This is a genomic window from Rhodococcus sp. UYP9, from assembly GCF_040547235.1.
Lineage (GTDB): Bacteria > Actinomycetota > Actinomycetes > Mycobacteriales > Mycobacteriaceae > Rhodococcoides.
Map to the genome: position 1 here is coordinate 769286 of NZ_JBEPPH010000001.1, position 25959 is coordinate 795244.

Here is a 25959-nt window from a genome sequence, read left to right on the forward strand (position 1 = left end):
ACCGACGTGGCGGTCCAATCGGACACTCCAGGTCGGGGGGATTTACGCACCTCGATCTGTCGGGGGTGGAAAATGGCACGCCGAGAAAACGACTAAGGAGATTCTCACATGGCGGAGCGCTCAGGGCCGAGCCGGATCGTTGCCCTTGTACTCATCGGTTTGGGCGCTTTCCTGTTGGTAGCGGCCATAATGATTCCGACGTACACGGTGTCACGGCTGGAAAAGACGCCACTAGATCTAGAGGTCACCACGATCTCGACCGGAACAGGCAGCGTACTCAATTCTGCATCACTGGCAGCGGGTCGCGCCGTCGTCGACGAGAACGTTCCACTGGTATCGCAGCGCTTCGTCACCGTCGAAGATCCCTCGGGCGCAGACGAGATCACGGTGCAGGCCGGACAGACACTGCTGCGCGGTGACAAGCAGGGCGAGAGCGGCCTACTCACCGCCAGCGTCGACCGCGTGACGCTCGACCGCGTCAGCTCGATGCCCGTCGAGAACCCGGTCGGGACCATCCAGTTGCAGTCCGGCAAGCCTGCCGAGGAAGTGCCGCACACCGGTCTGCAGTACAAGTTCCCGTTCAACACCGAGCAGAAGAGCTACCCGTACTTCGACGTCAATGCCCGTGAATCGAAGGACATCGACTTTGTCGAAGAGACCGAGATCAACGGCACCACGGTCTACAAGTTCGAGCAGCAGGTCGGGCCCGTCGACTTGTCGTCGGTAGTGAACCTCCCCACCAACAAGGTCACCCTGCCTGCCGCCACCTGGGGCGTCGAAGGTGGAGACGCACCGGTCACGATGACTCGCTGGTACGAGAACACGCGAACCCTGTGGGTCGAGCCCGAAACCGGTGTCGTCGTCAAGGGCGGCGAGGATATTCACCAGTACTACTCGCGCACTGCAGGTACCGCCGAGGTCGAGGTGCTGAAGGCACCGATCGAGTTCGACGAGAACACCGTCGAATTCCAGATCCAGCAAGCCAAGGACGGCATGGACAGGTTGTCGTTGTTCGGACGCACCGTCCCGATCGTTCTCGGCATCCTCGGTGTCATCGCACTGATCGCCGGAATCCTTCTCGGACTCCGTAACGGTGGACCTCGTCAGCCTGCACGCACCGGCGGACCGCAGCACACCGACGGTGGCGGCACCGCTCCCACCGAGCCCCACAATCGTGACTGGACAACGGATCAGACCGAGGTCATCCCGCGTACCAACCTCGCGAAAGAGTAAAAGCTTTCACCGCAGATGAGCGGAAGCACGGCCTCCCCGGCTGCGCTTCCGCTCTTTTGTTTCAAGAGCTCAGCTGCGTGAAGCGGCTAATTACGTGAAGTGCCCAGGGCGAAGCCGCTGACAACTGCGGCACAGACAGCAGCAACCGACGCCGCGACGATGACGAACTGCAGCGGCGTCGCGGCTACGAAGAACAGCAGCAGAACTTCGACGGCCAAGCCGATCCACGCAACGACGGCGAGCTGTGTCCGCTCACCGGCGATCGCCCACAACAGTCCGCTCTGCAACAGCGCCAGGCATGCACCCTGCAGCGCAAAGATCCAAAGGTACCCCTGCACAGGCGCATAACCTTCACCGACGATCGACGGCAGCAGCGGTGCCGCCAGCGCAGAGCCGAGAACCAACACGGCCCCTATCGCAGCCACGACGGCCAATGCCGAGCGAACGGCCTTCGCAGATTCCGCTGGATTCGCCATCCGCGGATAGAGAACCACTCCCACGGCCTGCGGCAGCCAGAACGCAGCTTTGGTAGCTACTGCGCCGAGCGCATACAAACCAGCTTGCTCCGCACTCAAGAGCGCGGCCGCAATCACCAGATCGAGCGCAGAGAGGCCGATGAGCGCCAACTGCACCTGCGACGCTCGCAGCACCGTGCCGACGGTCAGCGGGAGACGTACCGCATCGCCCTCTCGTGTCGCACTCGCGATCCTCGCCCCAACAGCGACCACTGCCGTCCCGACGGCGCTGGCGGCCAACACGATTCCGGGCCCACCGCCCGCTGTGAGCACAACGACGGCGGGGATCACCTTGCCGAACCCTGCAGCAGCAAGCACAGCACCGAGCCGTCCGAACTGACCGGACCCTTGAAGCAGACCCTGTTCCGTCGCGAGCAGCACGAGCACCGGCGCCACGACGAGCGCCGACACTGTTGCCAGCACTCCGGTACCGAGGACGACGGCCACCACCGGGGCCAACGCCAACGCGAGGATCGCGACCACCCCGGCACACCGATAGCCGAGCTTTCTGAGTTCGGCACTACCACGTCCGCGCGCTACTTCGCGAGCGACGACGGACTGCAATGCCAGCGCCGGGACAGCGAGAACGAGTTGAGCGGCAAGCAGACTCGCGAACTCGCCGTACCCCTCGACGCCGAGAAATCGGCTGGCCGGCAGATGCAGAAGGTACGAGGCAGCATTGGCGGTCATCGAACCAACCGTCACCAGCGTCATCCCGGCGAGCGCCGACGTACTTGCAGTGCGGTTCGGCATGGGAACACGGTATAGGGTGCCGAGAGTGTCGTGGACGCAGCGCAGTCGAACCGCGGCACCGGCCGTGTGGAGCTTCGTTCTGGCGATGATCGTCCTGGGCCCGCTCTGGGGGAACGGCTATCTGCTCCTTCGCGACGCGGTCAGCACCCCTCGGTCCTACTTCACCGATTCCGCGCTCGGCACCACCGACGCTGCCGCCCGTGCAGTCCCGCAAGACGGCGCCATCGCCGCGTTGTCCATCGTGTTCGACGGCGGACTCGTGGTCAAGACGATTCTTACGCTGGCGCTGTGGTTCGCCGGTTGGGGTGCCGCGGTGATGGTTCGCCGGTTACTGCCGACCGCGACGACGCCTGCGTTGCTCACCGCCGCGACCCTGGCCATCTGGAATCCCTACGTGGGCGAGCGATTGCTGCAGGGGCACTGGAGTCTGCTCGTCGGCTACGCCGCGCTTCCGTGGACAGTGACCGCAGCGATGACGCTGCGCGAGACGGGACGGTGGCAAGGACGGGCAGGGCCGGGGCTGGCAGTCTGCCTCGCCGCTGCAGGGCTCACGCCCACGGGAGCGATCCTCGCGGCCGTCACCGCCCTCGTCGTCGTTGCGCTGCCCTCCGGACTGCGGCGCCCCCGGCGGGTATTACTGACGGGACTGCTTGCGCTGGCCGCTTCCTCGCCCTGGCTGCTGGCCACCGCCGTATCCGGCGGCGGAACCCTCGGCACCGACCCTGCAGGCGTCGGCGCCTTCGCTGCCCGGGCCGAACCCGGCCTCGGCACACTTGCGAGCCTGGCGGGCCTGGGAGGCATCTGGAACGCCGACGCCGTCCCCGCCACCCGCACGACACACTTCGCCGTCCTCGGCACACTTCTGCTGCTTGCCGTCGTCGCAGTCGGGTTGCGACCACTGTGGCGTCGACGCAGAAACCCGATCATCACCGCCCTCGCCGTCGTGGCCGTCCTCGCCGTCGTCATGCCCGCGCTCGGCGCTACCGGAATCGGCCTACGCGTCGGCGAGTGGGCGGCGCAGGACATCCCAGGTGCGGGCCTGCTGCGAGACAGCCAGAAATTTCTCGCACTGGCGATGCCGTTCTACGTGCTCGCCGCCGCCGCCGGAGTCATGTGGCTCGGCGCAAGAATTCGAATGCCGTGGGTCCCTGCCGTCGCGGCCATCGCAGCGCTGCTCCTGGCACTACCGGACCTGGTGTGGGGAGTCTCTGGCAAGCTCACCCCCGTCGACTATCCGCCGTCGTGGAACGCTGTCGCCGAAGAACTCCAGGGCCGCGACGGGGACGTGGCGGTGCTGCCTGCAGGAATCTTCCGCATCTTCCCTTACAGCGGCGATGCGCCCGTGCTCGATCCCGCACCACGAATGCTCCCGCTCGACGTCCTACAGACCGGTGAACTCATCGTCGCCGGCGGGTCGGTACGCGGCGAGGGCAGCCGCGCTTCCGCCGTCGAAAAGACGTTGCTCGACGGCGGATCCGCAGCCGAACTGGCACAATTGGGCGTCGGCTGGGTCCTTATCGAGCGCACGACGCCCGGACTGCTCGGCGAGTCGGCGGACACGCTGGACCAACTCGAACGCGTCTACGCCGACGACGAACTGGCGTTGTACCAAGTGCCGGGGGCAATCGGAACCACCGACGTCGGTCCTGTGTCGTACTGGATCGTCGTGGCCGCGCACCTGGTGTGGGCCCTGTTACTGGTGGGCGGACTCTGCTGGGGCCTGCTGCGAAGATGACACGAGCCCGGAGACATGGGCGCCCAGTACCGACGCTGCCAGCACACTCTCCACACCCTGCGCGCATTGCTCCCACGAGAACTCGAGCGCGCGGACCCGGGCCTTCTCGCCCAGGTCGGCGCGGACATCGGCGTCGAGCAGCAGTTCCCCGATGGCTTCGGTGAGTGCGGGCACGTCACGGTCATGCCCTTCGGAACCGACCAGCACCCCGGTCACGCCGTCGATGATCGAATCGGTCAGGCCCTTCGAACTGCGGTAGCCGACGGTCGGGACGCCATGCTGAGCTGCTTCGACGACGGCAAGGCCCCATCCCTCCTTACGCGAGGGCATCACATGAACCCAGGAGCGGCCGAGCAGTTCGTGTTTACGTTCTTCGTCGACGTGTCCGTGGAACGTGACAGCGCCTTCGATGCCGAGCTCACGCACACGCTCACGCAGGTTCTCTTCCCACCAGCCGCCACCGACGACGTCGAGATGCAGGTCCGGGAGCTGCCGTCGCAGGGTGGCCACGGCAGCGAGCGCATCCTCGATCTGCTTGTGCGGCACCAGCCTCGACAACACCGACAGCGACGGATGCGAGGTTCTGGTATGCGCCCCACCGACCGACGCCGCCGGGGACGCGCCGTTTCGAACCACGGCGACCCGATCGCGGTCGACTCCGAGCCCAACGAGCTCATCCGCTGACGGCAACGACACCGTCAAATACTGATTACGCCGATGAACGCGCGGTGAGACCGTGCTCTCGAGCCACCAACCGATCTTCGCCATCAACGGGCCCGCCACCGGCCACTGCTCCCGATGACAATGGTGAACCAGCAACGTCACCGGCGCGCCCGCGACGAGACGCGAGAAGAAAGGAATGCCGTTCTGCGTATCGAGGACAGCATCCGGGTTGATCCCGCGCAACGGCCCGAACCCGAGCCGGCCGGCAGCGATCGCAGCAAGAGCCCTCGGATACACGCTCAATCGGCCACCACCGCGGCTGATCTGGATACCGTCGACGATCTCCTGCGCTGGAGCACCCGGATACGACGCCGTCCGCAGCGTCACCCGCACTCCGCGTCGCGCCAGGCCGGCACCGACCTGTTCGAGGTAGCGTTCGCTGCCGCCGCCCTGGGGATGGCCCGTATCGCGCCAACAGAGCAAGAGCACCTCGCGCACAGCTGGCTCCCCCATCACGGCGTAATCGAATATGAACTCCCGACACCTTAACGGTTCACCCGCCCCGCGGCGTCGCGACAGGGTGCATTCCCCTACTCTTTTGCAACGTGCCACGTCCACAGGGTCGATTCGCGAGCTCGCGCCGTGTCGAGCGACCCGTAACCCGCTTCTTCGCCCAGCGCGCGACCCTTCGCCGGTCGGTGAGCCTGCTTCGGGATTTCGGACACGAGCAGAGCGCTCCCGACATCTTCTACAGCGCCCTGGCCCGCGATTCCGTCGAACTCATCGGTGATCTGTACCAGGGCCTGACCGGTGACAGTCTCGAAGATCGCGTGGTCATGGACGTCGGCGGCGGGCCCGGTTATTTCGCGGACGTCTTCCGCGCCAGCGGAGCCCGGTACATCCCGGTCGAACCGGATGCGACGGAGATGCACGCCGCCGGTCTGAACGCGCACGGCAGCGTCCGCGGATCGGGAATGGCGTTGCCGTTTCGCGATGACAGCGTGGACGTGTGCTTTTCCTCGAACGTCGCCGAACACGTGCGTCAACCGTGGGTCATGGCCGAGGAAATGTTACGTGTCACCAAACCCGGAGGGCTGATGGTCCTGTCGTACACGCTGTGGCGGGGACCGTTCGGCGGTCACGAAACCGGTCCCTGGCACTACTTCGGCGGCGAGTTCGCAGCCCGCAGATACCTCCGCAAGCATGGCCGTGAACCCAAGAATCGCTTCGGTGAATCCCTGTTCGACGTCGGAGCATCGGAGGGACTGCGGTGGGCCCGCGAGACTACGCGGGGCACTGTGCTGGCCGCATTTCCGCGCTACCACCCGAAATGGGCGTGGTGGATGATCCGCGTTCCGGTACTTCGCGAATTTCTTGCCAGCAACCTCGTCGTGGTCCTGCGCGCCGACGCACGCTGACAGTAGTTTGGGACATATGACAGCGTTGGCATTGGACATCGGGGGCACCAAGATCACTGCGGCGATCGTCGACGCCGACGGTAGACCCGGCGAGGCTCTCGTCGTTTCCACCCCGAAAGTCGATGTGTGGCAAGCATGTTCCGAATTGCTCGACGCGGTCGTAGCGGGAGCGGACATCGCCGCCATCGGTATTGCGTGCGCAGGCCCGGTCGACCTGGTCGCCGGGACTGTCGCACCGATCAACATCGGCGAATGGAAGGGCGGTTTCGACCTCACCGGGGAAATCGCCGAGAAGTTTCCCGACGCCACGACGCGTCTGGCCGGCGACGGTGGGTGCGCGGCACTCGGCGAACATCGGTTCGGCGCCGCGCAGGGCGTGGACAACCTCATCAGCGTCGTCGTCTCCACCGGCGTCGGCGGCGGTCTGGTGCTCGGCGGCGAGATAGTGCACGGCCGCAGCGGAAATGCCGGCCACATCGGCCACATCGTCGTCCCCGGCTCGACGGCCTCCTGCTCGTGCGGCGGCCTCGGATGCGTGGAGACCGTCGCGAGCGGGCCATCCGCGGTCGGATGGGCGCAAGAACAAGACTGGACCGGCACCACCGGCGCCGAGTTGGCCGAGGATGCCGCGAACGGAAACGTCGTAGCGGTGACGACATTGCAGCGCGCGGGCGTAGCGCTGGGTCAGGCAATCGCGTCGGCCGCTGCTCTGGTCGATGTAGAGCTCGTGGTCATCGGCGGAGGGTTCGCACAGGCAGGCCCACCGCTGTGGGATCCCATTCAAGAGTCCGCCGCGCTGCATGCGCGGCTGAGGTTCCTCGACGGGCTCACGATCGTGCCGGCGAAACTGGGTGCGGTAGGAACGTTGACCGGGGCTGCGGTGCTTGCGGCCTCGGCCACCTGATCCAGCAGCTCTCGCACATACGCATCGGTCGAATCCTTCCGAATTACTGCAACGTGTTCTAGTCTCGGTTCATGACCGACTTCGCCAAGCTGTTCATCGGCGGGCATTGGACCGCACCGTCAACCGAGGAGACGCTCGACGTCTTCTCACCCGCTACCGAGGAGCGCGTCGGGAGGACTCCCGTAGCCGCGCCCGCCGACATCGACGCGGCGGCACAGGCCGCGCGCACCGCCTTCGACTCCGGCCCGTGGGCCCGATCCTCCCCCGCCGAACGAGCGCAGGTGCTCGCCAACTTCGCCAAGTTGATCGAGGAAAAGAGCGCCGAGCTCACCGAGGTGATCTCGGGCGAAATGGGCGCCCCGCACACCATGGTCGGGATGATCCAACAGACACCTGCATTGGCGGCGCTCAACTACTACGTCTCGCTCGCCGAGACCTTCCCCTGGAAGGAAACCCGGCACGGCGCATTCGGCCAGTCCAACATCACCCGCGAACCCGTCGGCGTCGTCGCCGCCGTCATTGCATGGAACGTCCCACTGTTCCTCGCGATCAACAAGTTGGCGCCCGCATTGCTCGCAGGCTGCTCGGTACTGCTCAAACCCGCCCCGGAAACACCGTTGTCCGCCAACCTGCTCGCCGACCTCCTGACCGAGGCCGGACTACCGGAAGGCGTGCTCTCGGTCCTTCCCGGTGGAGCCGAGACAGGTAAATACCTCACCGCGCACCCACTCGTCGACAAGGTCACCTTCACCGGCAGCACCGACGTCGGCCGCAGCATCGGCGCAACAGCCGCGCAACAACTCAAACGATGCTCACTCGAACTCGGCGGCAAGTCCGCAGCAATCCTGCTCGAAGACGTGGACATCGCGTCGGCGATTCCGATGCTGCTGCTCTCCGGACTCATGAACAGCGGGCAGGCCTGCGTCGCACAGACTCGCATCCTCGCCCCGCGCTCGCGCTACGACGAGATCGTCGACGCCATGGTCGCGGGAGCCGGCTGGATGAAGATGGGCGATCCGACGGACCCCGCAACACAACTCGGCCCCCTCATCTCGGAGAAGCAGCGCGACCGCGTCGAGGCATACATCGCAAAGGGCAAAGAAGAAGGTGCACGTCTCGTCCTCGGCGGCGGACGCCCGGAGGGGTTGGACAAAGGCTGGTACGTCGAACCGACCATCTTCGCCGATGTCGACAACTCGATGACGATCGCCCAGGAAGAAATCTTCGGCCCGGTCCTCGCGGTCATTCCATACGACTCCGAAGACGAAGCCATCAAGATCGCCAACGACTCCACCTATGGCCTCGCCGGATCGGTCTGGACCACCGACATCGAACACGGCGTCGAGGTCTCCGCGCAGATCCGCACGGGCACATCGGCGATCAACTGGTACGCCTTCGATCCGAGCGCCCCGTTCGGTGGCTACAAGAACTCCGGCATCGGACGCGAAAGCGGCCCCGAAGGCCTCGAGGCGTACTGCGAACTCAAGTCGGTCCTCATGCCGCCGGGGTACGTAGCGCCAACTGCTTGATTTCCGCCGGCGGGGGTTCGGCGTCTGATAATCCGCTCACCTAGTTGGAATTCGAACCGCCTGCAGGGGGTTCGAATTCCAACAGCAGGAGTAAATTTCGCCGCCGAAGGCCGCCGCTGAACCCACCCACACAAACGAAGCGGGGCCCACCCAAAAGGGTGAGCCCCGCTTCGTTGTGTCGGACTATGCGCCCAGACGCTGCTTCAGTGCTTCGAACTCGTCCTTGATTCCAGTGGGAAGTTTCTCACCGACGAACTCGAACCACTCTTCGATCAGTGGGATCTCGGCCTTCCACTCGTCGAGGTTCACCGCGAGAGCCTCGGCGACGTCTTCGACGGTGGTGTCGAGTCCCGTGATGTCGAGTGCAGCTGCCGTCGGGACGACACCGATGGGCGTCTCGACGCCTTCGGCCTTGTGCTCGATGCGCTCCACGATCCACTTCAGGACGCGGGAGTTCTCGCCGAATCCTGGCCAGAGGAAGCGCTTGTCGTCGCCGCGGCGGAACCAGTTGACGTAGAACACCTTCGGGAGCTTCGACTCGTCGGCGTTCTTGCCGAGGTCGATCCAGTGCTGGAAGTAGTCACCGACGTTGTAGCCGAGGAACGGCAGCATGGCCATCGGGTCGCGGCGGATGGTTCCGACCGTGCCCTCGGCTGCTGCTGTCTGCTCGGATCCGACGGTGGCGCCCATGAACACGCCGTGCTGCCAGTCTCGTGCCTCGGTGACCAGCGGAACCGTCGTCTTGCGGCGTCCACCGAACAGGATCGCCGAGATCGGCACACCCTCCGGGTCGTCCCACTCGGCCGCCATCGACGGGCACTGAGCCATGGGCACGCAGTAGCGCGAGTTGGGGTGTGCGGCGTTCTGATCGGACTCGGGCGTCCAGTCGTTGCCCTTCCAGTCGATCAGATGCTGCGGGTCTCCTTCGAGGCCCTCCCACCACACGTCGCCGTCGTCGGTCAGTGCGACGTTGGTGAACAACGAGTTGCCCTGATCGATGGTCTTCATCGCGTTGGGGTTGGAATCCCAGTTGGTTCCCGGTGCGACACCGAAGAAACCGAATTCGGGGTTGACGGCGTAGAGACGGCCGTCCTTGCCGAAGCGCATCCACGCGATGTCGTCACCGATGGTCTCGGCGCGCCAGCCCGGAATGGTCGGCTGAATCATTGCGAGGTTGGTCTTGCCACATGCGGACGGGAATGCCGCGGCGATGTAGTAGGCCTTGTCCTCCGGGGAAATCAGCTTGAGGATCAGCATGTGCTCGGCGAGCCAGCCCTCGTCGTGAGCCATTGCCGACGCAATGCGCAGCGAGTAGCACTTCTTGCCCAGCAGAGCGTTGCCGCCGTAACCGGAACCGAAGCTCCAGATCTCGCGGTCCTCGGGGAAATGGGTGATGTATTTGGTGCTGTTGCACGGCCACGGGACGTCGTCCTGGCCGTCGGCGAGCGGAGAGCCGAGCGAATGCAGTGCCTTGACGAAGAAGCCGTCGTTGCCGAGCTTGTCCAGTACTACCGAGCCCATACGAGTCATGACGCGCATCGAGACGACGACGTACTCCGAGTCGGTGATCTCCACACCCAACTTGGGGTCCTCGGCGGCGAGCGGGCCCATGCAGAACGGGACGACGTACATGGTGCGTCCGCGCATGCAGCCGCGGTAGAGCCCGGTCATCAGCTCACGCATCTCCGACGGGTCCATCCAATTATTGGTGGGGCCTGCGTCGATCTCTTCCTTGGAACAGATGTACGTCCGCGACTCGACGCGTGCAACGTCGGACGGATCGGAATTGCCGAGGAACGAGTTCGGCTTCTTTTCGTCGTTGAGCCGCGTGAAGGTGCCTGCGTCCACCAAGTGTGTGGTGAGCCGCTCCCACTCTTCGTCGGATCCGTCAGCAAAGACCACCCGCTCCGGCTCGGTGAGTTCTGCTACTTCCCGCACCCACGCAAGAAGTTCCTTGTGTTGGGTGGGAAGTGCGGCATCAGTGCCGTTCAAACCGGGAATGGTCGCTGAGGTCATCTAACTCTCCTGGGGTGAGCCGGAACCAGATACACTTCGTCGCTGCCGGGCTGAGCAGCGGTACAAAGCAAACCTGATCATCCCTTTCTGTGGGGCGCTGCCCGATTGCCGAATTGCGTATACCGCATCCTACCGGTCACGTCAATCGAGAACACGGGCGCCGGGTGTCCTGGTCTCAGGTTAACGCCGAGTGACGCCGTTCCGGAACCGGGGTGTTGTCCGATTGGTCACAAGAACGATTCAGCTGATGGAAAGTCGATTCGCGCCGACGACGTTATCGGTACTGACATGGAAGAACGATCAACTACAACTAATCGAATATCTCGCCCGAATCGGTGCGCTCCCACCGCGAGGATCCGTCGGCGGTACGAAAAATCTCCCAGGATTGGTAACCGCCGTCACGCCCGAAACTTGTGAAGGTTTCGATCACGCCATCGGCGTCGGCGTCACGTGCAATGGTCACGCCGGCATCGGTGTGAGTCACCCGAGTTTCGTCGAACCCATCGCCGTCGACGTCGAACATCTGTGTCGAGGGCGCCTCCGACGGTTCGTCGGGGTCGGCCGCGGTACTCGCGTCTACGAAGAACGCGTCGGTAAAGTCCATGGTCCCCACCTCGATGTCTCGTACGGACAGTACTGTCGCACCCCTACCTGTTCAGACGCGCCGCGGAACGCGTCGGTTCCACCCTCGGCTCGATAGATCTCCGGTGAGTATTCGCCGGATCGGACACGTCGAACTTCTCGATTCCACGATCCAGCGATGCAAGGTCCCTGTCGCACGCTGCGAGAACCGCCGCCCGATGTTGCGCGGCACCTCTCAGTGCGGCCTCGACTCGTCCGAGTTCGGTCTCGGCCGAGATCGCCATCGCACGTGAGGTCTCACCCTCCGCCTGCGCGAACGCGGTCTCGGCAGCAAGGATTCGGGCGAGCGCACTCTGCTCCCACAATGACTTGGCCGATCCTGCCCTCTCGTACGCCCACGTACGCACATGTACCCGATCGGCAACCAGCGAGCGGGCGCGCACCAACCACCACGCAGCGAGGGCGCCGAGTATCAGCGAGACGGGAATGACGGCAATCGCCAGCGCGGGCACCATCGACAACGGCGACACCGCAATGCGACCCAACCCGACACCGGCGGATGCGCCGACGAAAATCATGATGCGGTCTTCCATACTTCGGCGACGCTGGGTCGGTTCCTCGATCTCGGTCCGAGCCTGGACCTCACCGGGCACTTCCGCGCCCAAACCGAGATCGGCATCGATCGAGCGCAGCCTTGCCACCAACGAGGATTCCACCCCGTCTCTGGCACGTTCGAGCAGCCGAGTCAGATGCGCGGGTAGTTGCGAAAGTTCCGCTCTGCTCGCCGTATCGACGGATTCTCTTGCATCAGAGGTGAATTGACGTATCGCCTCGTTGATCTCGTGCATCGTTTCCGCGCGGGTCAACTGAAGCCTGCTACGCAACGTCGCGGCGCGGTCGGTCCGGCCGCGATCACGTGAGTCGGCGAGCCGAGCCCGCTCTGCGCGCAGTCCGGCTGTCGTCGACGCACTCGTCACCGCCCGCGCCTTGTTCACGATCTCGCGACGCGCTCCCGCGGCGGCAGCACGTACGGCTGCGTTGTACTTCCGCTCGCGCACCGCGCGGTCCGACTGCACCATCGCTGAGCAGACGAAGGCCCCGAGCGCATCGATTCCCGACTCGTCCGCGAGCGAGGCCCGCGCGTCGCGATCTGCCGACGTGCGACTGCACTCGGCGAGCTTGGCGGAAGTGGGCCACAGTGACACGTCGACGGCACGAGGAACGCGCTCGCTGATCACTGCCGACACCGATCGCCGAACCTCACGCCAATCTCGGTGGGCATCGATCTTGTTGATCACCACAGCGACGGTCGTCGATTCCAACGCGGGCGCCAGCTCGGCCAGGGCGTCGCGGCCGAGCGGTGCGGACGCGTCGAGTACGTAGACCACCAACGCTGCCGTGGTGACGTCATGAGCCCACTCGAGTACCCCGTCGGCTGCGACGGCCAATTCCCTTTCGACGGCAGAGACGCCCGATCCGCCGACGCCGGAGAGATAGACGCCACGGGGAACTGCGCGCCGTGCGTTCGCGATGTCGTCTGTCCCTATCGGATACCACCGGCGAACGACGCTGTCCATGTCTGCGGGTACGTCGATCACGAGTGGACTCGCATTCGTAGATACCCCCGCGAGATCGCGCGTGCTGCCCGGCTGTAGTTCGGATCTCCGGTGGACTGCGCGCGTGCAAGCCACAGTGCGGCCGCTTCGACCTTGTCCCCGGGCTCCACCGTCTCACCGAGCGCATCCAACGCCGACCGCATGATCGCCAGCACTGCTTCGTCGGAGGTCAGGAAGGTCTCGAGTTCCTCGGCGCTCGTCGGATGCTCGGCAGCAAGTTCGGTCAACCGGTGCAGTAGGCGGGCCTGCCTTTCGACGCGCACCCGCTCGACACTCCGCCGGACTGTGTCGGTGAACCGCGCCGCGCCACTGACGCCGAGCAGCAGGAGCCGAATCCGCACGTCATCCATCGTGGGATCGGACTGCAGGGCCTCTGCGACGGTGCGCACACCGAGGATTTCGATGTGCTCGACGAGTACGTCACGCTCGGCCGCAGTCGGCACTTCGTCTGACACCGACGAGGGGGAAATATCGGCGCGCAGAAATCTCTCCCGTGTCAGCATCATGTCCGAGGAAAGGTGCGGAGCCGCGCGGCGAAGCATGTCGAAGGACTTCGGCTCGCCCTCCGACACCGTCCGGGCGATCGTTCCCATCAACGGAAGCACTTCGATGCCGACCGCGGACGTCAGCCGGTCCAGCACCCCCGCAAGATCGTCGACGGTGTCTGCCTTTGCCAGTACCGGCACCACGTGCGAAGCCGATGCCACAGCGTCGACGTCCGCCTTCTGGGCGCCACTGGTAAGCACATAGACCACTACGTCCCCGTCGAGATCGGGGTCGGGTGCGCTCGGCACGTCCATCGCAGCGGTCTCGGTGATCTCGACGTCAGTGAATGCGGGGACTGTCGACGACGTCAGCACGGCCCGCACCGAGGACTTGCCCACCCCGACCCGGCCTCCCACTTGAACGCGAATCCGGGCGAAGCAGCGGTCGAGAGCGAGCTCGATCTCGTGGCCCGAAGCCGGATCGCGCTCGGACACACTCGACGCAAGTGAGCGCATTCGACCCTGGTTCACTCCGCTCATGACGTCCCCCCACCGAGATTGCTGCACGTAACCGGGTTTTGTGCTCACGACAGGGCCCCAACCCGTCGTGCCGACCGATTCTGACACAGACCCGCCAGAAACTTTCCACAGCAGACACCTGCTGGCCTGCATCTACACAGAAAGTCTCAACTTCAACTCCAGACCCATCTGCCACACACTCTGCCGATGGGCGACAATGGTCCAGTGAACGACGCACAAAGCACCACGCCGAACCTCGAACCAGGGGACAACCAGGGCCAGAATCGAGGGTCCAGGCTGTACCCGAGGGTGACGAGCTTTCGCTCCCGGCGCGGCGCTTTGACCGCCGCGCAGCAGACCACCTGGGACACGCTATGGCCGAAGATCGGTCGCGATGTCGCCGACGACCTCATCGACATCGATGGGTGGTTCGGCCGTCAAGGGCCGACGATCCTCGAGATCGGATCCGGAACCGGTACCGCCACGACCGCGATGGCACAGGCCGAACCGCACGTGAACTTGATGGCGGTCGAGGTCTACCGCCCCGGTCTCGCTCAGACGCTGCAGCAGATCGAGCGCGAGGAGATCGACAACATTCGTCTACTTCGCGGCGATGCGATGGACGTGTTGGAGAACATGCTGACCTCTGAATCGTTGACGGGCGTCCGGGTGTTCTTTCCGGATCCCTGGCCCAAGGTCCGCCACCACAAACGACGGCTGCTGCAGGCCCCCACCTTCGCGATGATCGCCGACCGGTTGAAGCCGGGCGGAGTTCTGCATGTCGCGACCGATCACGCCGAGTATGCAGAATGGATCGCCGAGGCCGGGAACGCAGAACCGTTGCTGACCGTTCTCGATTGGGAGTCTCCGATGACACACGAGCGACCCGTCACCAAGTTCGAGGGCAAAGCCCAACTTGTGGGTAGCTCGGTGACGGAGTTGATATGGGGGAAGATCACACCATGAGCGTCAGCGAAGAGGTACCGAATACAGCTTTCGCTCCCATACCCGCCCTCGACACAAGTGATTCTCATCACAACAAGCGAGTGCTTCTGGTGTGGGATGCCCCCAACCTCGACATGGGGCTCGGTGCAATTCTCGGCGGCAGGCCGACTGCGGCGTACCGCCCACGGTTCGATGCGCTGGGCCGATGGCTGTTGCAGCGCACCGCCGAACTCTCGGCCAACGGTTCGGGGATCCTCGAAGCCGAGGCAACGGTCTTCACCAATATCGCCCCAGGCAGCGCCGACGTCGTTCGACCCTGGGTCGAAGCGTTGCGTAACGTGGGTTTCGCGGTGTTCGCCAAGCCCAAGGTGGACGAAGACAGTGATGTCGACGACGACATGCTCGACCACATCGAGTTTCGCAATCGCGGTGGCGGGCTTGCCGGAGTCATGGTCGCTTCGGCGGATGGCCAGGCCTTTCGTGAGCCACTGGAGAGCATCGCCGCAACAGGTGTGCCCGTTCAGGTGCTCGGATTCCGTGAGCACGCAAGCTGGGCGGTCACATCGGAGACTCTGGAGTTCCTCGACCTCGAGGACATTCCCGGGGTCTTCCGTGAGTCTCTGCCTCGCGTGAGTCTCGACTCGCTGCCGGACGAAGGCGCATGGCTGCAGCCGTTCCGACCACTGTCCGCCCTTCTCGTCGGGCGTCAAGGAGTTTCTTAAGTGTTCGCCAGATGGGGAGATCTCGTCTACCGCTTGCGGTTCACGGTCATCGGAGTCATGGTGGCCGGGCTTCTGGGCTTCGCAGCGTACGGGTTGGATCTTAACGACCATCTGAGCCAGAGCGGCTGGGACGACCCGGGTTCGGAGTCGGCCCAGGCCGCTCGCCTCGCCGACGAGACCTTCGGGCGTGATCAGTCCAGCGACGTGATCGTTCTCTACACCGCGCCCGAAGGTAAAACCATCGATGACCCGGACTTCAACGCGAAGGTCACCGACAGCCTCAACTCTCTCGTCGGCGAGCATCCCGACCAGATCTCCAAGATCAACGGCACCTACTTCAAGGTCGACAACGCCGTCAGCGCCCCGGCGCTGGCCACCCCGGACAGAACCCACGCCATCGCCAGTATCGCGATCGTCGGTGACAACGACACCGAGCTGACCAACAATTTTCAGAAAATCAAGGACGTCTTCTACGTCGACGGCGTCGACGTGCAGGTCACCGGTCTGCAGGCAGTCGCCGGCGCCTTGCAGTCCACCATGGCCGGCGATATCCACCGGATGGAACTGCTCGCCATTCCCGCCGTGGCGGTCCTACTCTTCTTCATCTTCGGTGGCGTCGTAGCCGCGGCGTTGCCCTTGATCGTCGGTGGGCTCACGGTCGTCGGAGCCAACGGAATCGTCAAGGTCTTCACCAACTTCACCGAGGTCAACAGCTTCGTCGCACCGGTGGTCTCTCTCGTCGGGTTGGGCTTGGCGATCGACTACGGGCTCTTCATCGTGTCCAGATTCCGAGAAGAGCTCGGCGACGGCTATTCCACCACCCAAGCTGTCCGACGCACCGTCATGACCGCAGGCCGCACCGTGGTCTTCTCGGCGACGATGATCGTCGCCTCCCTGGGCGGCCTACTGCTCTTTCCGCAGGGCTTCCTCAAATCCGTTGCTTACGGCTCGATCGCCACCGTCGCGCTCGCCGCACTGACAGCGATCACGATTCTGCCTGCAATGCTCGCGATCCTCGGCCCACGCGTCGACGCGCTGGGTTTGAAGTTCATGCGCAAGACCAAGTCGTCCGAGGAAATCGAGAACGGCATGTGGGGCAAGCTGACCCGCTGGGTCATGCAGAACCCGCTCAAGGTGACGATCCCCATCGTGCTCGGCCTGGTACTGCTGACGCTCCCCGTCGGCAATATCAAGTTCGGTGGAATCAACGAGACCTACCTGCCGCCCGACAACATCACTCGTGAAGCACAGGGCGAGTTCGACGAACTGTTCCCCGGGTTGCGTACCGAACCGCTCAAGCTGATCATCTCCAACGCGCAAGGCTCATCCCTCGGACAGATCACCAAGCAGGCCAACGAGGCCCCCGGGCTGATCGAAAAGTTCGCTCCCGACGGCGCGAGCAAAGATGGCGTCATCGTCTTCAAGGCCGGCCTCGTCGACCGAAACGACTCCAAGCCTGCCATCGACTATCTGCGAAGTATCGACGTGCCCGCCGGGGCCACGGTGATGGTGACGGGTACTCCTGCAATCGAGCAGGACAGTATCGCCGCCCTCATCGACAACCTGCCGCTGATGGCACTTCTGGTCATCTTCGTAGTGACGCTGTTGATGTTCTTGACCTTCGGATCGCTGGTGTTGCCTATCAAGGCTGTCCTCATGACGACGCTCGGGTTGGGCGCGACGATGGGCATTCTGACGTGGATCTTCATCGACGGCAACGGCGCGAGCTTCATGAACTTCACGCCAGGGCCGATCATGGCACCAGTGTTGGTGTTGATCATTTCCATCGTCTTCGGACTATCCACCGACTATGAAGTCTTCCTCCTCTCTCGTATGGTCGAAGCCCGCGAAAAGGGAGCCAGCACCAGCGAGGCAATCCGCATCGGAACCTCGCACACCGGCCGAATCATCACCGCGGCCGCCCTGATCCTCATCGTCGTGACAGGCGCATTCGCGTTCTCCGACCTGGTGATGATGAAGTACATCGCCTACGGCATGATCGCCGCACTCATCATCGACGCGACGCTCATCCGCATGTTCCTCGTCCCTGCCACCATGAAACTGCTCGGCGACGACTGCTGGTGGGCGCCACAGTGGATGAAGCGAATTCAGCAGCGGCTCGGACTCGGCGAGACGATCCTCGAGGACGAGCTGATGCCGGACGACGTCCCCGAGCTCGCACTCGTCGGCGGACGCCCGCTCACCACAGTGAAGCCGCCGATGAGGCCGGCGCCACGAGCCGCAGAACCTCTGACCGAACCGATCCCGATGATCGCGCCTGCGAGCGCTGGCCCCGTTCGATCGACCTATGCAGCAAAAGAAGCAGAACGGCGTTCGGCGACGGGCAAGCCTGCCACGGCACCATCCGAAGACACCCAGGCAGCCGAGATTGTTCGGGCCGCTCCCCCCGTCGCGCAACCGGAGCCCCAGAAGCCGGTAGTTCGGCAGCAGCCACCAGTTCGGCAGCAACCTGTAGTTCCCGAGCAGCCGGTGGTTCGGCACCAGCCGGTGGTCCCGGAACAGCCTGCAGTTCCTGAGCAGCCGGTGGTCAGGCAGCAGCCACCCCGCACCCCGGAGCCTGTACGGGCCGCCGCACCGGACTCCCGCTCGATCGAGAGCTGGCTGGCGGATCTACGTGCGCCTACCGACTCTCCCGAAGCGTCGAAGGAGGCCACAGCGACGCCTGCCGAGCGGTCGGTGTCCAACGGTGCCCGTAACGGCTCCTACAGCAATGGTTCGACCGGCCGTGAGTCCGACGGCTCGCGCACCGGAACCGGTGGGAACCGCGACTACACTCAAGGCGGCGGTTCCGGCGAAAGTCGCGAGACCAACGGCTCTCCTCGCAACGGCTCTCACACCAACGGCGCTCACACCAACGGCTCCCCCACCAACGGCACCTCGACCAACGGCGTGCACACCAACGGCGCCGACAATGGGTCCCACACCAACGGTTCCGCTGGTAGCGGCGCTGGTGCCCGTCCGAGCGAACCGCGTACGCGCTACGACATCACGACTCGAAATGCGCCCGGCCGACGCAACGAGACCCCTGATGATCCGCCGACGCCTACCGGCCCCGAGCGCACGGACTCGACCGTCGGCGCAGACACCCCGTCGCAAGGTCGACGTCGAATCAACGATCCCGTCAATCCTGATCCCGCGGAAGCCGATATCGACAGCGGACGCCACCGCGGCGGGCAGCAGGCCTTGAGCGTCAGCGAACTCCTCGCACGAGAGCGTCGGAAGTAGCCCTACCGCAGTCGAATCACAATCCTGGATCGCTCTCGGTGCCGGGAAGGTAAGACACCGCTGTGGAATCTCACAGTGTGAAATTCGGGAACGCTGCATTCTTTCCGACCGTTGTCCCCTGGGAAGCAAGATCACGACCACAGATCGAGTCGCTGGGGCGATGTGTGGTGTCTTACGTCGAGATGGGGGAAGCATGGCTGTCATTGCCGAACTTCGAGGAGTGACCTGAGTGTTCGCCCGATGGGGGGATCTTGTCCACCGCTGGCGATTCACGGTCATCGGAGTCATGGTGGCCGGCCTTCTCGGTTTGGCCGCGTACGGGGTCGGATTCGAGAATCGACTGAGCCAGGGCGGCTTCGACGACCCCGGTTCGGAATCGGTGCGTGCTGCTCAGTTCGCCGACGACACGTTCGGACGTGACGCAGAGGGCGATGTCATCGTGCTCTACACCGCTCCCGAGGGAAAGACGGTGGACGATCCGGAATTCACTGCCGCGGTCACTGCCAACCTGAACTCGCTTGTCGCAGAACACCCTGCCCAGATCGCCAAGATCAACGGCACCTACTTCACCGTGGACGGTGCTGCCCGCGCAGCCGCACTGGCAACCACGGACAAACAGCACGCTGTCACCAGCATCGCGATAGTGGGCGAAGACGAGACGGCCCTGACGAACAACTTCCAAGCCGTCAAGGACGCGTTCTACATCGATGGCGTCGACGTCCAGGTTGCGGGACTCCAAGCGGTTGCCGGGGCCTTGCAATCGACGATGGCCGATGACATTCATCGAATGGAGATCCTCGCCATTCCTGCTGTTGCAGTCCTTTTGTTCTTCATCTTCGGTGGAATCGTCGCGGCTGCGCTCCCCCTCGTCGTCGGCGCCTTGACGGTGGTCAGCGCCAACGGAATCGTCAAGCTGTTCACCAACTTCACCGAAGTCAACACATTCGTGGCGCCGGTGGTGTCGATGGTCGGACTCGGCCTTGCAATCGACTACGGACTCTTCATCGTCTCCCGCTTCCGTGAGGAACTCGGCGACGGATACTCGACGCGAAAGGCAGTCCGCCGCACCGTGATGACGGCGGGGCGCACCGTGACGTTCTCTGCGACGATGATCGTTGCCAGTCTCGGTGGCCTGCTGCTGTTCCCGCATGGCTTCCTTCGGTCCGTCGCATACGGATCCATCGCTACCGTCGCGCTGGCCGCTCTCGTCGCGGTGACCGTCCTACCTGCGCTGCTTGCAGTTCTCGGTCCACGCGTCGACGCGCTGGGCTTCAAGTTCATGCGTAAAACCAAGTCGTCCGAGGAAATCGAGAACGGCATGTGGGGCAAGCTGACCCGCTGGGTCATGCGGCGTCCCGTCAAGGTTGCCGTCACGATCGTGCTCGCGCTGCTGGTGCTGACCCTTCCGGTGGGAAGGATCGAATTCGGCGGAATCAACGAGACGTATCTTCCGCCCGACAACCCGACGCGGGTGGCGCAATCTCAGTTCGACGAACTGTTCCCTGGACAACGCACCGAGCCACTCAAGCTGGTGATATCGAACGCGCAGGGCGCATCCCTCGGGCAGATCACCAAGCAAGCCAACGAAGCTCCCGGACTCGTCGAGAAGTTCACACCTACCGGTGCAAGCAAAGACGGTGTCATCGTCTTCAAGGCAGGCCTCGAGGACCGCAACGATTCCCAGCCTGCACTCGATTACCTGCGCGGCATCGAAGTTCCGGACGGCGCAAGCGTGCAGATCACGGGAACGCCTGCAATAGAACAGGACTCGATTGCGGCACTGGTGGATCGACTGCCGCTCACCGCAATCCTGGTAGTCCTCATCGTGACGCTGTTGATGTTCCTGACGTTCGGGTCGCTGATTCTGCCCATCAAGGCAGTGCTCATGACCGCGCTGGGATTGGGTGCGACGATGGGCATTCTGACGTGGATCTTCATCGACGGACACGGTTCGGAGTTGTTGAACTTCACCCCGGGTCCGATCATGGCGATGATTCTGCTGCTCATCGGCGCAATCGTCTTCGGACTGTCCACCGACTACGAAGTCTTCCTGCTCTCGAGGATGGTCGAGGCACGAGACAAGGGCGCAAGCACCACCGACGCAATCCGAATCGGCACTTCGCATTCCGGACGCATCATCACCGCGGCAGCACTGATACTCATCGTGGTGACGGGCTCGTTCGCGTTCTCAGACCTGGTGATGATGAAGTACATCGCCTTCGGCATGATTGCCGCGCTCATCATCGATGCGACGGTGATCCGCATGTTCCTGGTCCCGGCAACAATGAAGCTTCTCGGCGACAACTGTTGGTGGGCACCGGAATGGATGAAACGAATCCAGCGTCGAACCGGTCTCGGCGAGCCGGCCTTGGAGGATGAGAGCGTCGCGACTTCGGCTGGGCGCGAATCAGCAAGCGCACGTTGATCTCTGGGTTTCGAGTTTGTGTCGGTAAGAGAAGTTACACTCGACAGTATGTTCGAATCGAGGTTCATCGAGACTGCTGACCAGGCTGTTGGCGGCATGCTCGACATCCTCACCGAATGCGCGTCCGCGGAGAATGTTCGTCGCGGCCGCCTGGTCGAGGCAGTATGCGAGATCCTCGATCGCCGCCTCGCCGATGCCGAGGAGTGCGGCGGAGATCCGTCGGAGTGTCATCGTGAAGTGCTCTGTGAGATCTCGACGCAACTGACGGTGTCGTTGTCGACAGGCCGCACTCTCCTCGATACCGCCGAAGCGTTGAACCACCTGCCCTTGACGGCGCTGCGGTTGATATTCGGGGGCATCGACTGGGCACGAGTAGTGGTGCTGGCATCGGTGCTCGACAAAGCCAGCGCACGCACCGTGAAGGCGATCGAATTCCAAGCTCTCGCGGCAGCCGAAAGTATGGCACCACGCCGCTTGCGAAACCGGGTGTGGAGTTTGTGGATGCAATTCGACAGAGCGGAAGCGACTGCGGCACAGACGCAAGCGAAGGCAGCCTCGACCGGAGTCAGCGTCCACGAGGACGGTACCGGGATGTCTGTACTGCGCGCGCAGATGTCGGATCTGCAAGGGGCCGAGGCGGAGGCCCTGATTTCCGAGATCGCCGCGACCGTATGCACAAAGGATCCGCGTACAGGCCAGCAGCGCCGCGTGGATGGATTGTTGGCTTTGCTGTACGGCGAGCACGCCTTGGCGTGCCGGTGCGAGCGCAGCGAGGGGTGTACGGCAGCGGGTGTCGCGGAAGAGATCGCTCCGCGACGCGGTCATCTACTCAACATCCTCATCGACGTCGAAACATTGTTGGGATTGTCCTCGACACCGGCGACCTTGCCCGACGGGACGGCATTCGATCCGGACCTGGTGCGGATGTTGGCCCAAGACGCACGGTGGCAGGCAATCTTGACCGAGTTGGTCGAGGTGCTCGAGGTGAACCGAGGTGGAAGCACCGGCTCGGGTACCGAACCTGAGACTGTCGCGACGGACGAGACGAGTGCCATCAGGCCCACTAGGAAGAACGCCACTGAACGCACGGGCGCGGTAGACAATCCGGTTGCCGAACAATCCGATCCAGGATCGAGCGACACCCACGATGACGAGCCGGAGTCGCCCTTACCGCGGGTCAAACAGGTACTTCGGAGGATCCTCGGGCGCGGCAGAGTTCGCGGGGCAGCGGAGGTTCCTCGACCAGGCCCACACCAGATCTACCTGCACACCCCAGGGGAGGACTCTGCCCTACGCCGCTACGTCGATTCAGTCCTGCGCGAGATCGAGCGTGATCCATCGAAGGCTGCAGGAGTGTTCCCTGACGGGCACGGCGGACTCGACGGTCCACCACCCGGAGCGTTGACGTATCGGCCTTCGAAAGCTGTGGCCTCGATGGTCCGAATGGCTTACCGCACGTGCACATTTCCGGGCTGTGACACGCCGTCGTCTCGGTGCCAACTCGACCACATCGTCCCGTTCGATCAGGACAATCCTCGGGCAGGTGGATGGACGGTCGGATCCAATCTGCACCCGGTATGTACTTGTCATCATCAAGCGAAGACTGCCCGCATGTGGGCGTGCGCGATGCTATCCGGTGGCGCGATCCTGTGGACGGGCAATGCCGGTTCCAGACGAATCACATTGCCCGACTTCTCGGTTCCGGATGCCCCGCCACTTCGCGTTCGCAAAAGGCATCCGGCGCCCCCGGAGGATTGCCCGGACGGTCCGACCTGGTGGGAGAAACACATGCCTCCCCACACGCACCCGCCCTCGCGTTCCGAACTCGCCCGGGCCGGCACCGACGACGCTCAGCGGAGAATCCGCGACCTCCGCCGCCGCTTTCGGGAACACCGCGCTGCCGGAAATGCCCGCGAACGCCGCCGACCAGCACCCTACTGAGCCGGCGGGTTCGTCCGCACCTACCTATACCTGTTCGGACTCGCGGTCTGCGAATACCTTTGCATACCTGGTGCCCGCGAAGAGCAACAGAAGTCCGACGCCGATGAAGGCGCCGACACGGAAGAGCCCATCGAGAGCAACCAGATCGAACAAGAACAGCTTGGCCACCGCAGCAGTGGTCAGGGACAAGCCCGCCAATAGTGCAGTGTGCGCGTACTTCTCACTCCGGAGTCCCATGATCAGCAATGCCATGGCCACCGCCATCCATCCGATAGTGGCCGCACAGTGACCCGCGATGAATCCTGTTGTGCCGCCGATTGCTCCCACTCCGAGGGCGACCGTCGCGGACGTCAGACCGTAAAGTGAGACAATGCCTGCGAACACCCAGCAAGACTGCACGTTCTCCTCGACAATACCGAGTTGGACAGCAACCAGAACCAGGCCCGCCGCAACCGCTACCAACAGCAGCCCGGCAACCACGATGCCGACATGCCCGGTGGCGTAGTCCGCATCCACAAGGCCGTCGACGGGTGCGATGACAACGAAACCGATGGTCCCGAGTGCGGCGAATGCACCGCCGAGGAAGTACGCGATCTTGGACGAGAGCTTATGCGCGAGAACGAGTGCCGCAGCAGCGACCACCAACAGCGTGAGCGGACGCAGTTCCACTGCGGTCGGAACGACGACGGCCTGCAGCAGCGCCGCCGCGCCGAGGAGCGAAAACACAATCCTGGCATGCACCGGCAACCAGCGCGCCAAGGCGATAGTTGCCGCGCAGGCAACGGCGACCAGGAGTTCGACCAGCGCGAGTGTCCAACGCTCGAACAGGGTGCCCACCAAGAGGATCGGCAGTGCACCGAGCGCCATCATCGCCGATGCCATCGAGTCGGCTGCGTTGCGGCGAAGGAGTTCGAGCGAGCTTCCCAACCCGAATGCCGCGACGACGGATGCAACGATCAGCAGGGTGACGGCATCACCGGTGTCGATTGCAGAGGGCGAGGCCGCCGAGATTCCCAGCAACGTAGCGGCAACGATCGGCAGTGTGCGCGCGGCATTCAAAAGCGGCCAGTCACGTCCGAGCTGGGCGGGGAAGGTTGCAATGAACGTAGCAGCGTAAAAACCGATGAGCGACAACGTGATTCCGCCGCTGACCACCGGTGCACACACGGCGACGCCGGTAAGGATCAACACCGCCATCGGTTGCGAACGCCACGACACCGCCAGCGCGATACCAGCCGACGCAATACCGAAAGCAGCGGCCAAACCGAGAACCGGCTCGAGCCACTCGTAGATCACGGTGACGGCCACGACGTCGAGATACAGACCGGCAATTCCGGTCGCCGCAACGGCGATGCCACCGACCCTGCCGCCGGATCGACCGAAAATCCGGGACCCGATGTACACCAACGCCAACGAGAATGCCGCTCCCGCACCGACACGTAGCTCCGGCCCGAACCATCCTGCCTGTGCTGCCAGAACCAGCAGCATCACGATGCCGATCAATGTCACTCCGGCACCGGCGATCGCGAGCAGCCGAGAGATCACACCGTCCCGCTGCCACCATGGCTCTTTTTTCGGCGCGGCAGGCCGGGGCGGTGCAGGCTGGGGTGGTCGAGGGAACTGCTGGGGCTGGGCAAACTGCTGGGGCTGGGCAAACTGCTGGGGCTGGGCAAACTGCTGGGGCTGAGGAAACTGCTGGGGCTGGGGCGGAGTGAAGGGCCGCGGCTGGGCGAATACCTGAGGCTGGGCAGGGAACATCGGTGCCTGCTGAGCTGCCAGTTGTGAATGCAGCTGCCCGAGTTCGCCGGAAACCTGCCGGAGGTGCTCTCCCAGTGCTGCGAACTGACCGGACAATCTGGCTACCAACTGCGGATCGACACCGGCACTACGCGGATTCGTCATGGACAGATCATGTCGGACGGTTCCCGGCAACGGCTGAGTATTTCTACTCCTCCTTACCTAGGGGTTTGCCTAACCGCGTTACGGAAACGCTCAGTTGCCGAACATCCGTCGCAGTGACGTACCCAGTGGATGCTTGGCGGTGAGTGTCCCGAACCGGACCTTCCCGCGCACGATGACGTGCAGCGGCCCGATCGGCGGGCCGGTGCGCACCTTGTTGTTGGCACTCCCCCCGACTGTTTCGAGGCCGTTGAGGTCAGCGGTAGCCGCCGGGGGCAGGATCAGCGAGATAGTGCTGCAATAGTCGCTCACCATGATCTCGACGACCTGCGTCGACATGATTGCCTGCGTGAAGTCCAGCGTGACATTCGAAAGTTTGCTGTCGATCGCCATCCGGGGTGGCACGTTCCAAGGACCTTTGCGCGACACCGTCGACATCGTGCCGCGGACGACCGAAGCCTGACTTCGATCCCACGACACCGTATGCGCCCGGTCGTAGGCGGGGGCGCTCTGCTGATACGGCGCCGAGGCCGCGGGGACCGACGGCCGATACTGCTCGGCTATCTGCATCCCGGGCAGATCCGCCACGACAGCGTTCAGCTCACCACGCGTCTTCGCGGTAAGCGCGGTGTCCATACGTTCGGTGAACTCCCCGAGGGACAACATCCCCAGACCCACCGCACGCTGGAGCAACTCACCGACATGTTCCTTTTCGGCATCCGATACTCGCAGATTCCTGGCCTCCATGAAACCAGGATAATGCCCAGGCAAAGCGACTGCCTGGAACTGCAAGGTTCGCTGGGCCGGCTCGCG

The 25959-nt window shown here is 63.9% G+C and carries 18 protein-coding genes; 10 read left to right on the forward strand and 8 right to left on the reverse strand.

What is annotated here, in order from left to right; translation table 11 throughout:
- The first annotated feature begins 108 nt into the window (after positions 1 to 108).
- Positions 109 to 1233: a cell envelope lipid trafficking protein PgfA gene (gene pgfA, locus ABIB36_RS03610; protein ID WP_084347304.1), complete on the forward strand. Its 1125-nt coding sequence runs from the start codon at positions 109 to 111 to the stop codon at positions 1231 to 1233.
- Between the two features lie 86 nt (positions 1234 to 1319).
- On the opposite strand, the gene ABIB36_RS03615 is transcribed toward pgfA, so the two are convergent.
- Positions 1320 to 2501, reverse strand: coding sequence for a lipopolysaccharide biosynthesis protein (locus tag ABIB36_RS03615; protein ID WP_179142329.1), 1182 nt, complete (start codon positions 2499 to 2501; stop codon positions 1320 to 1322).
- 85 nt (positions 2502 to 2586) lie between these two features.
- Here ABIB36_RS03615 and ABIB36_RS03620 point away from each other — a divergent pair, with 85 nt between their 5' ends.
- Positions 2587 to 4236 (forward strand): MmpA family trehalose lipid delivery protein, encoded by a 1650-nt coding sequence (locus ABIB36_RS03620; protein ID WP_502944870.1) that lies wholly within the window; start codon positions 2587 to 2589, stop codon positions 4234 to 4236.
- On the opposite strand, the gene ABIB36_RS03625 is transcribed toward ABIB36_RS03620, so the two are convergent.
- Complete coding sequence (locus ABIB36_RS03625; RefSeq protein ID WP_084347302.1) at positions 4195 to 5397, reverse strand: glycosyltransferase family 4 protein; 1203 nt, start codon at positions 5395 to 5397, stop codon at positions 4195 to 4197. The two genes, ABIB36_RS03620 and ABIB36_RS03625, sit on opposite strands and share 42 nt — an antisense overlap.
- 107 nt (positions 5398 to 5504) lie before the next feature.
- Between ABIB36_RS03625 and ABIB36_RS03630 the strand changes: the two genes are divergently transcribed.
- The 3 genes from ABIB36_RS03630 to ABIB36_RS03640 all read left to right on the forward strand — a co-directional run bounded on the left by ABIB36_RS03630 (position 5505) and on the right by ABIB36_RS03640 (position 8750).
- Entirely contained in the window at positions 5505 to 6317 is an 813-nt protein-coding gene (locus tag ABIB36_RS03630; RefSeq protein WP_084347301.1) for a class I SAM-dependent methyltransferase, read from the forward strand.
- A 16-nt stretch (positions 6318 to 6333) separates the two neighbouring features.
- Positions 6334 to 7221: an ROK family protein gene (locus ABIB36_RS03635; RefSeq protein WP_354559180.1), complete on the forward strand. Its 888-nt coding sequence runs from the start codon at positions 6334 to 6336 to the stop codon at positions 7219 to 7221.
- Positions 7222 to 7292: 71 nt separating this feature from the next.
- The gene (locus ABIB36_RS03640) at positions 7293 to 8750 is read left to right on the forward strand and encodes an aldehyde dehydrogenase (protein ID WP_084347299.1); all 1458 of its coding nucleotides are present in this window, start codon (positions 7293 to 7295) and stop codon (positions 8748 to 8750) included.
- 183 nt (positions 8751 to 8933) lie between these two features.
- Here the strand turns inward: ABIB36_RS03640 and ABIB36_RS03645 are convergent, their stop codons facing one another.
- The 4 genes from ABIB36_RS03645 to ABIB36_RS03660 form a co-directional block, all read right to left on the reverse strand.
- Positions 8934 to 10766: a phosphoenolpyruvate carboxykinase (GTP) gene (locus ABIB36_RS03645; RefSeq protein WP_354559181.1), complete on the reverse strand. Its 1833-nt coding sequence runs from the start codon at positions 10764 to 10766 to the stop codon at positions 8934 to 8936.
- A 310-nt stretch (positions 10767 to 11076) separates the two neighbouring features.
- The gene (locus tag ABIB36_RS03650) at positions 11077 to 11370 is read right to left on the reverse strand and encodes a DUF6802 family protein (protein WP_354559182.1); all 294 of its coding nucleotides are present in this window, start codon (positions 11368 to 11370) and stop codon (positions 11077 to 11079) included.
- A gap of 43 nt (positions 11371 to 11413) precedes the next feature.
- Positions 11414 to 12946: a P-loop NTPase family protein gene (locus ABIB36_RS03655; protein WP_354559183.1), complete on the reverse strand. Its 1533-nt coding sequence runs from the start codon at positions 12944 to 12946 to the stop codon at positions 11414 to 11416.
- A complete protein-coding gene (locus ABIB36_RS03660) occupies positions 12943 to 13989 on the reverse strand; it encodes a hypothetical protein (protein WP_354559184.1) in 1047 nt (348 codons plus the stop codon). Before ABIB36_RS03660 ends, ABIB36_RS03655 begins: the two co-directional genes overlap by 4 nt.
- 168 nt (positions 13990 to 14157) lie before the next feature.
- On the opposite strand from ABIB36_RS03660, the gene trmB reads away from it, so the two are divergent.
- The 5 genes from trmB to ABIB36_RS03685 all read left to right on the forward strand — a co-directional run bounded on the left by trmB (position 14158) and on the right by ABIB36_RS03685 (position 23247).
- Positions 14158 to 14934, forward strand: a complete 777-nt coding sequence (gene trmB / locus ABIB36_RS03665) for a tRNA (guanosine(46)-N7)-methyltransferase TrmB (RefSeq protein ID WP_179142335.1) — start codon at positions 14158 to 14160, stop codon at positions 14932 to 14934.
- Entirely contained in the window at positions 14931 to 15635 is a 705-nt protein-coding gene (locus tag ABIB36_RS03670) for an NYN domain-containing protein (RefSeq protein WP_084347293.1), read from the forward strand. Before trmB ends, ABIB36_RS03670 begins: the two co-directional genes overlap by 4 nt.
- Entirely contained in the window at positions 15636 to 18881 is a 3246-nt protein-coding gene (locus ABIB36_RS03675; protein ID WP_084347292.1) for an MMPL family transporter, read from the forward strand.
- A gap of 229 nt (positions 18882 to 19110) precedes the next feature.
- On the forward strand, positions 19111 to 21306 hold the full coding sequence (locus ABIB36_RS03680) for an MMPL family transporter (RefSeq protein WP_354559185.1): 2196 nt from the start codon (positions 19111 to 19113) through the stop codon (positions 21304 to 21306).
- A 48-nt stretch (positions 21307 to 21354) separates the two neighbouring features.
- Complete coding sequence (locus ABIB36_RS03685; protein ID WP_354559186.1) at positions 21355 to 23247, forward strand: HNH endonuclease signature motif containing protein; 1893 nt, start codon at positions 21355 to 21357, stop codon at positions 23245 to 23247.
- A gap of 24 nt (positions 23248 to 23271) precedes the next feature.
- On the opposite strand, the gene ABIB36_RS03690 is transcribed toward ABIB36_RS03685, so the two are convergent.
- Together ABIB36_RS03690 and ABIB36_RS03695 are read right to left on the reverse strand one after the other, a co-directional pair.
- Positions 23272 to 25149, reverse strand: a complete 1878-nt coding sequence (locus tag ABIB36_RS03690; RefSeq protein ID WP_354559187.1) for a DUF2339 domain-containing protein — start codon at positions 25147 to 25149, stop codon at positions 23272 to 23274.
- Between the two features lie 90 nt (positions 25150 to 25239).
- Positions 25240 to 25893: a DUF1707 SHOCT-like domain-containing protein gene (locus ABIB36_RS03695; RefSeq protein ID WP_084347473.1), complete on the reverse strand. Its 654-nt coding sequence runs from the start codon at positions 25891 to 25893 to the stop codon at positions 25240 to 25242.
- Positions 25894 to 25959 lie beyond the last annotated feature (66 nt).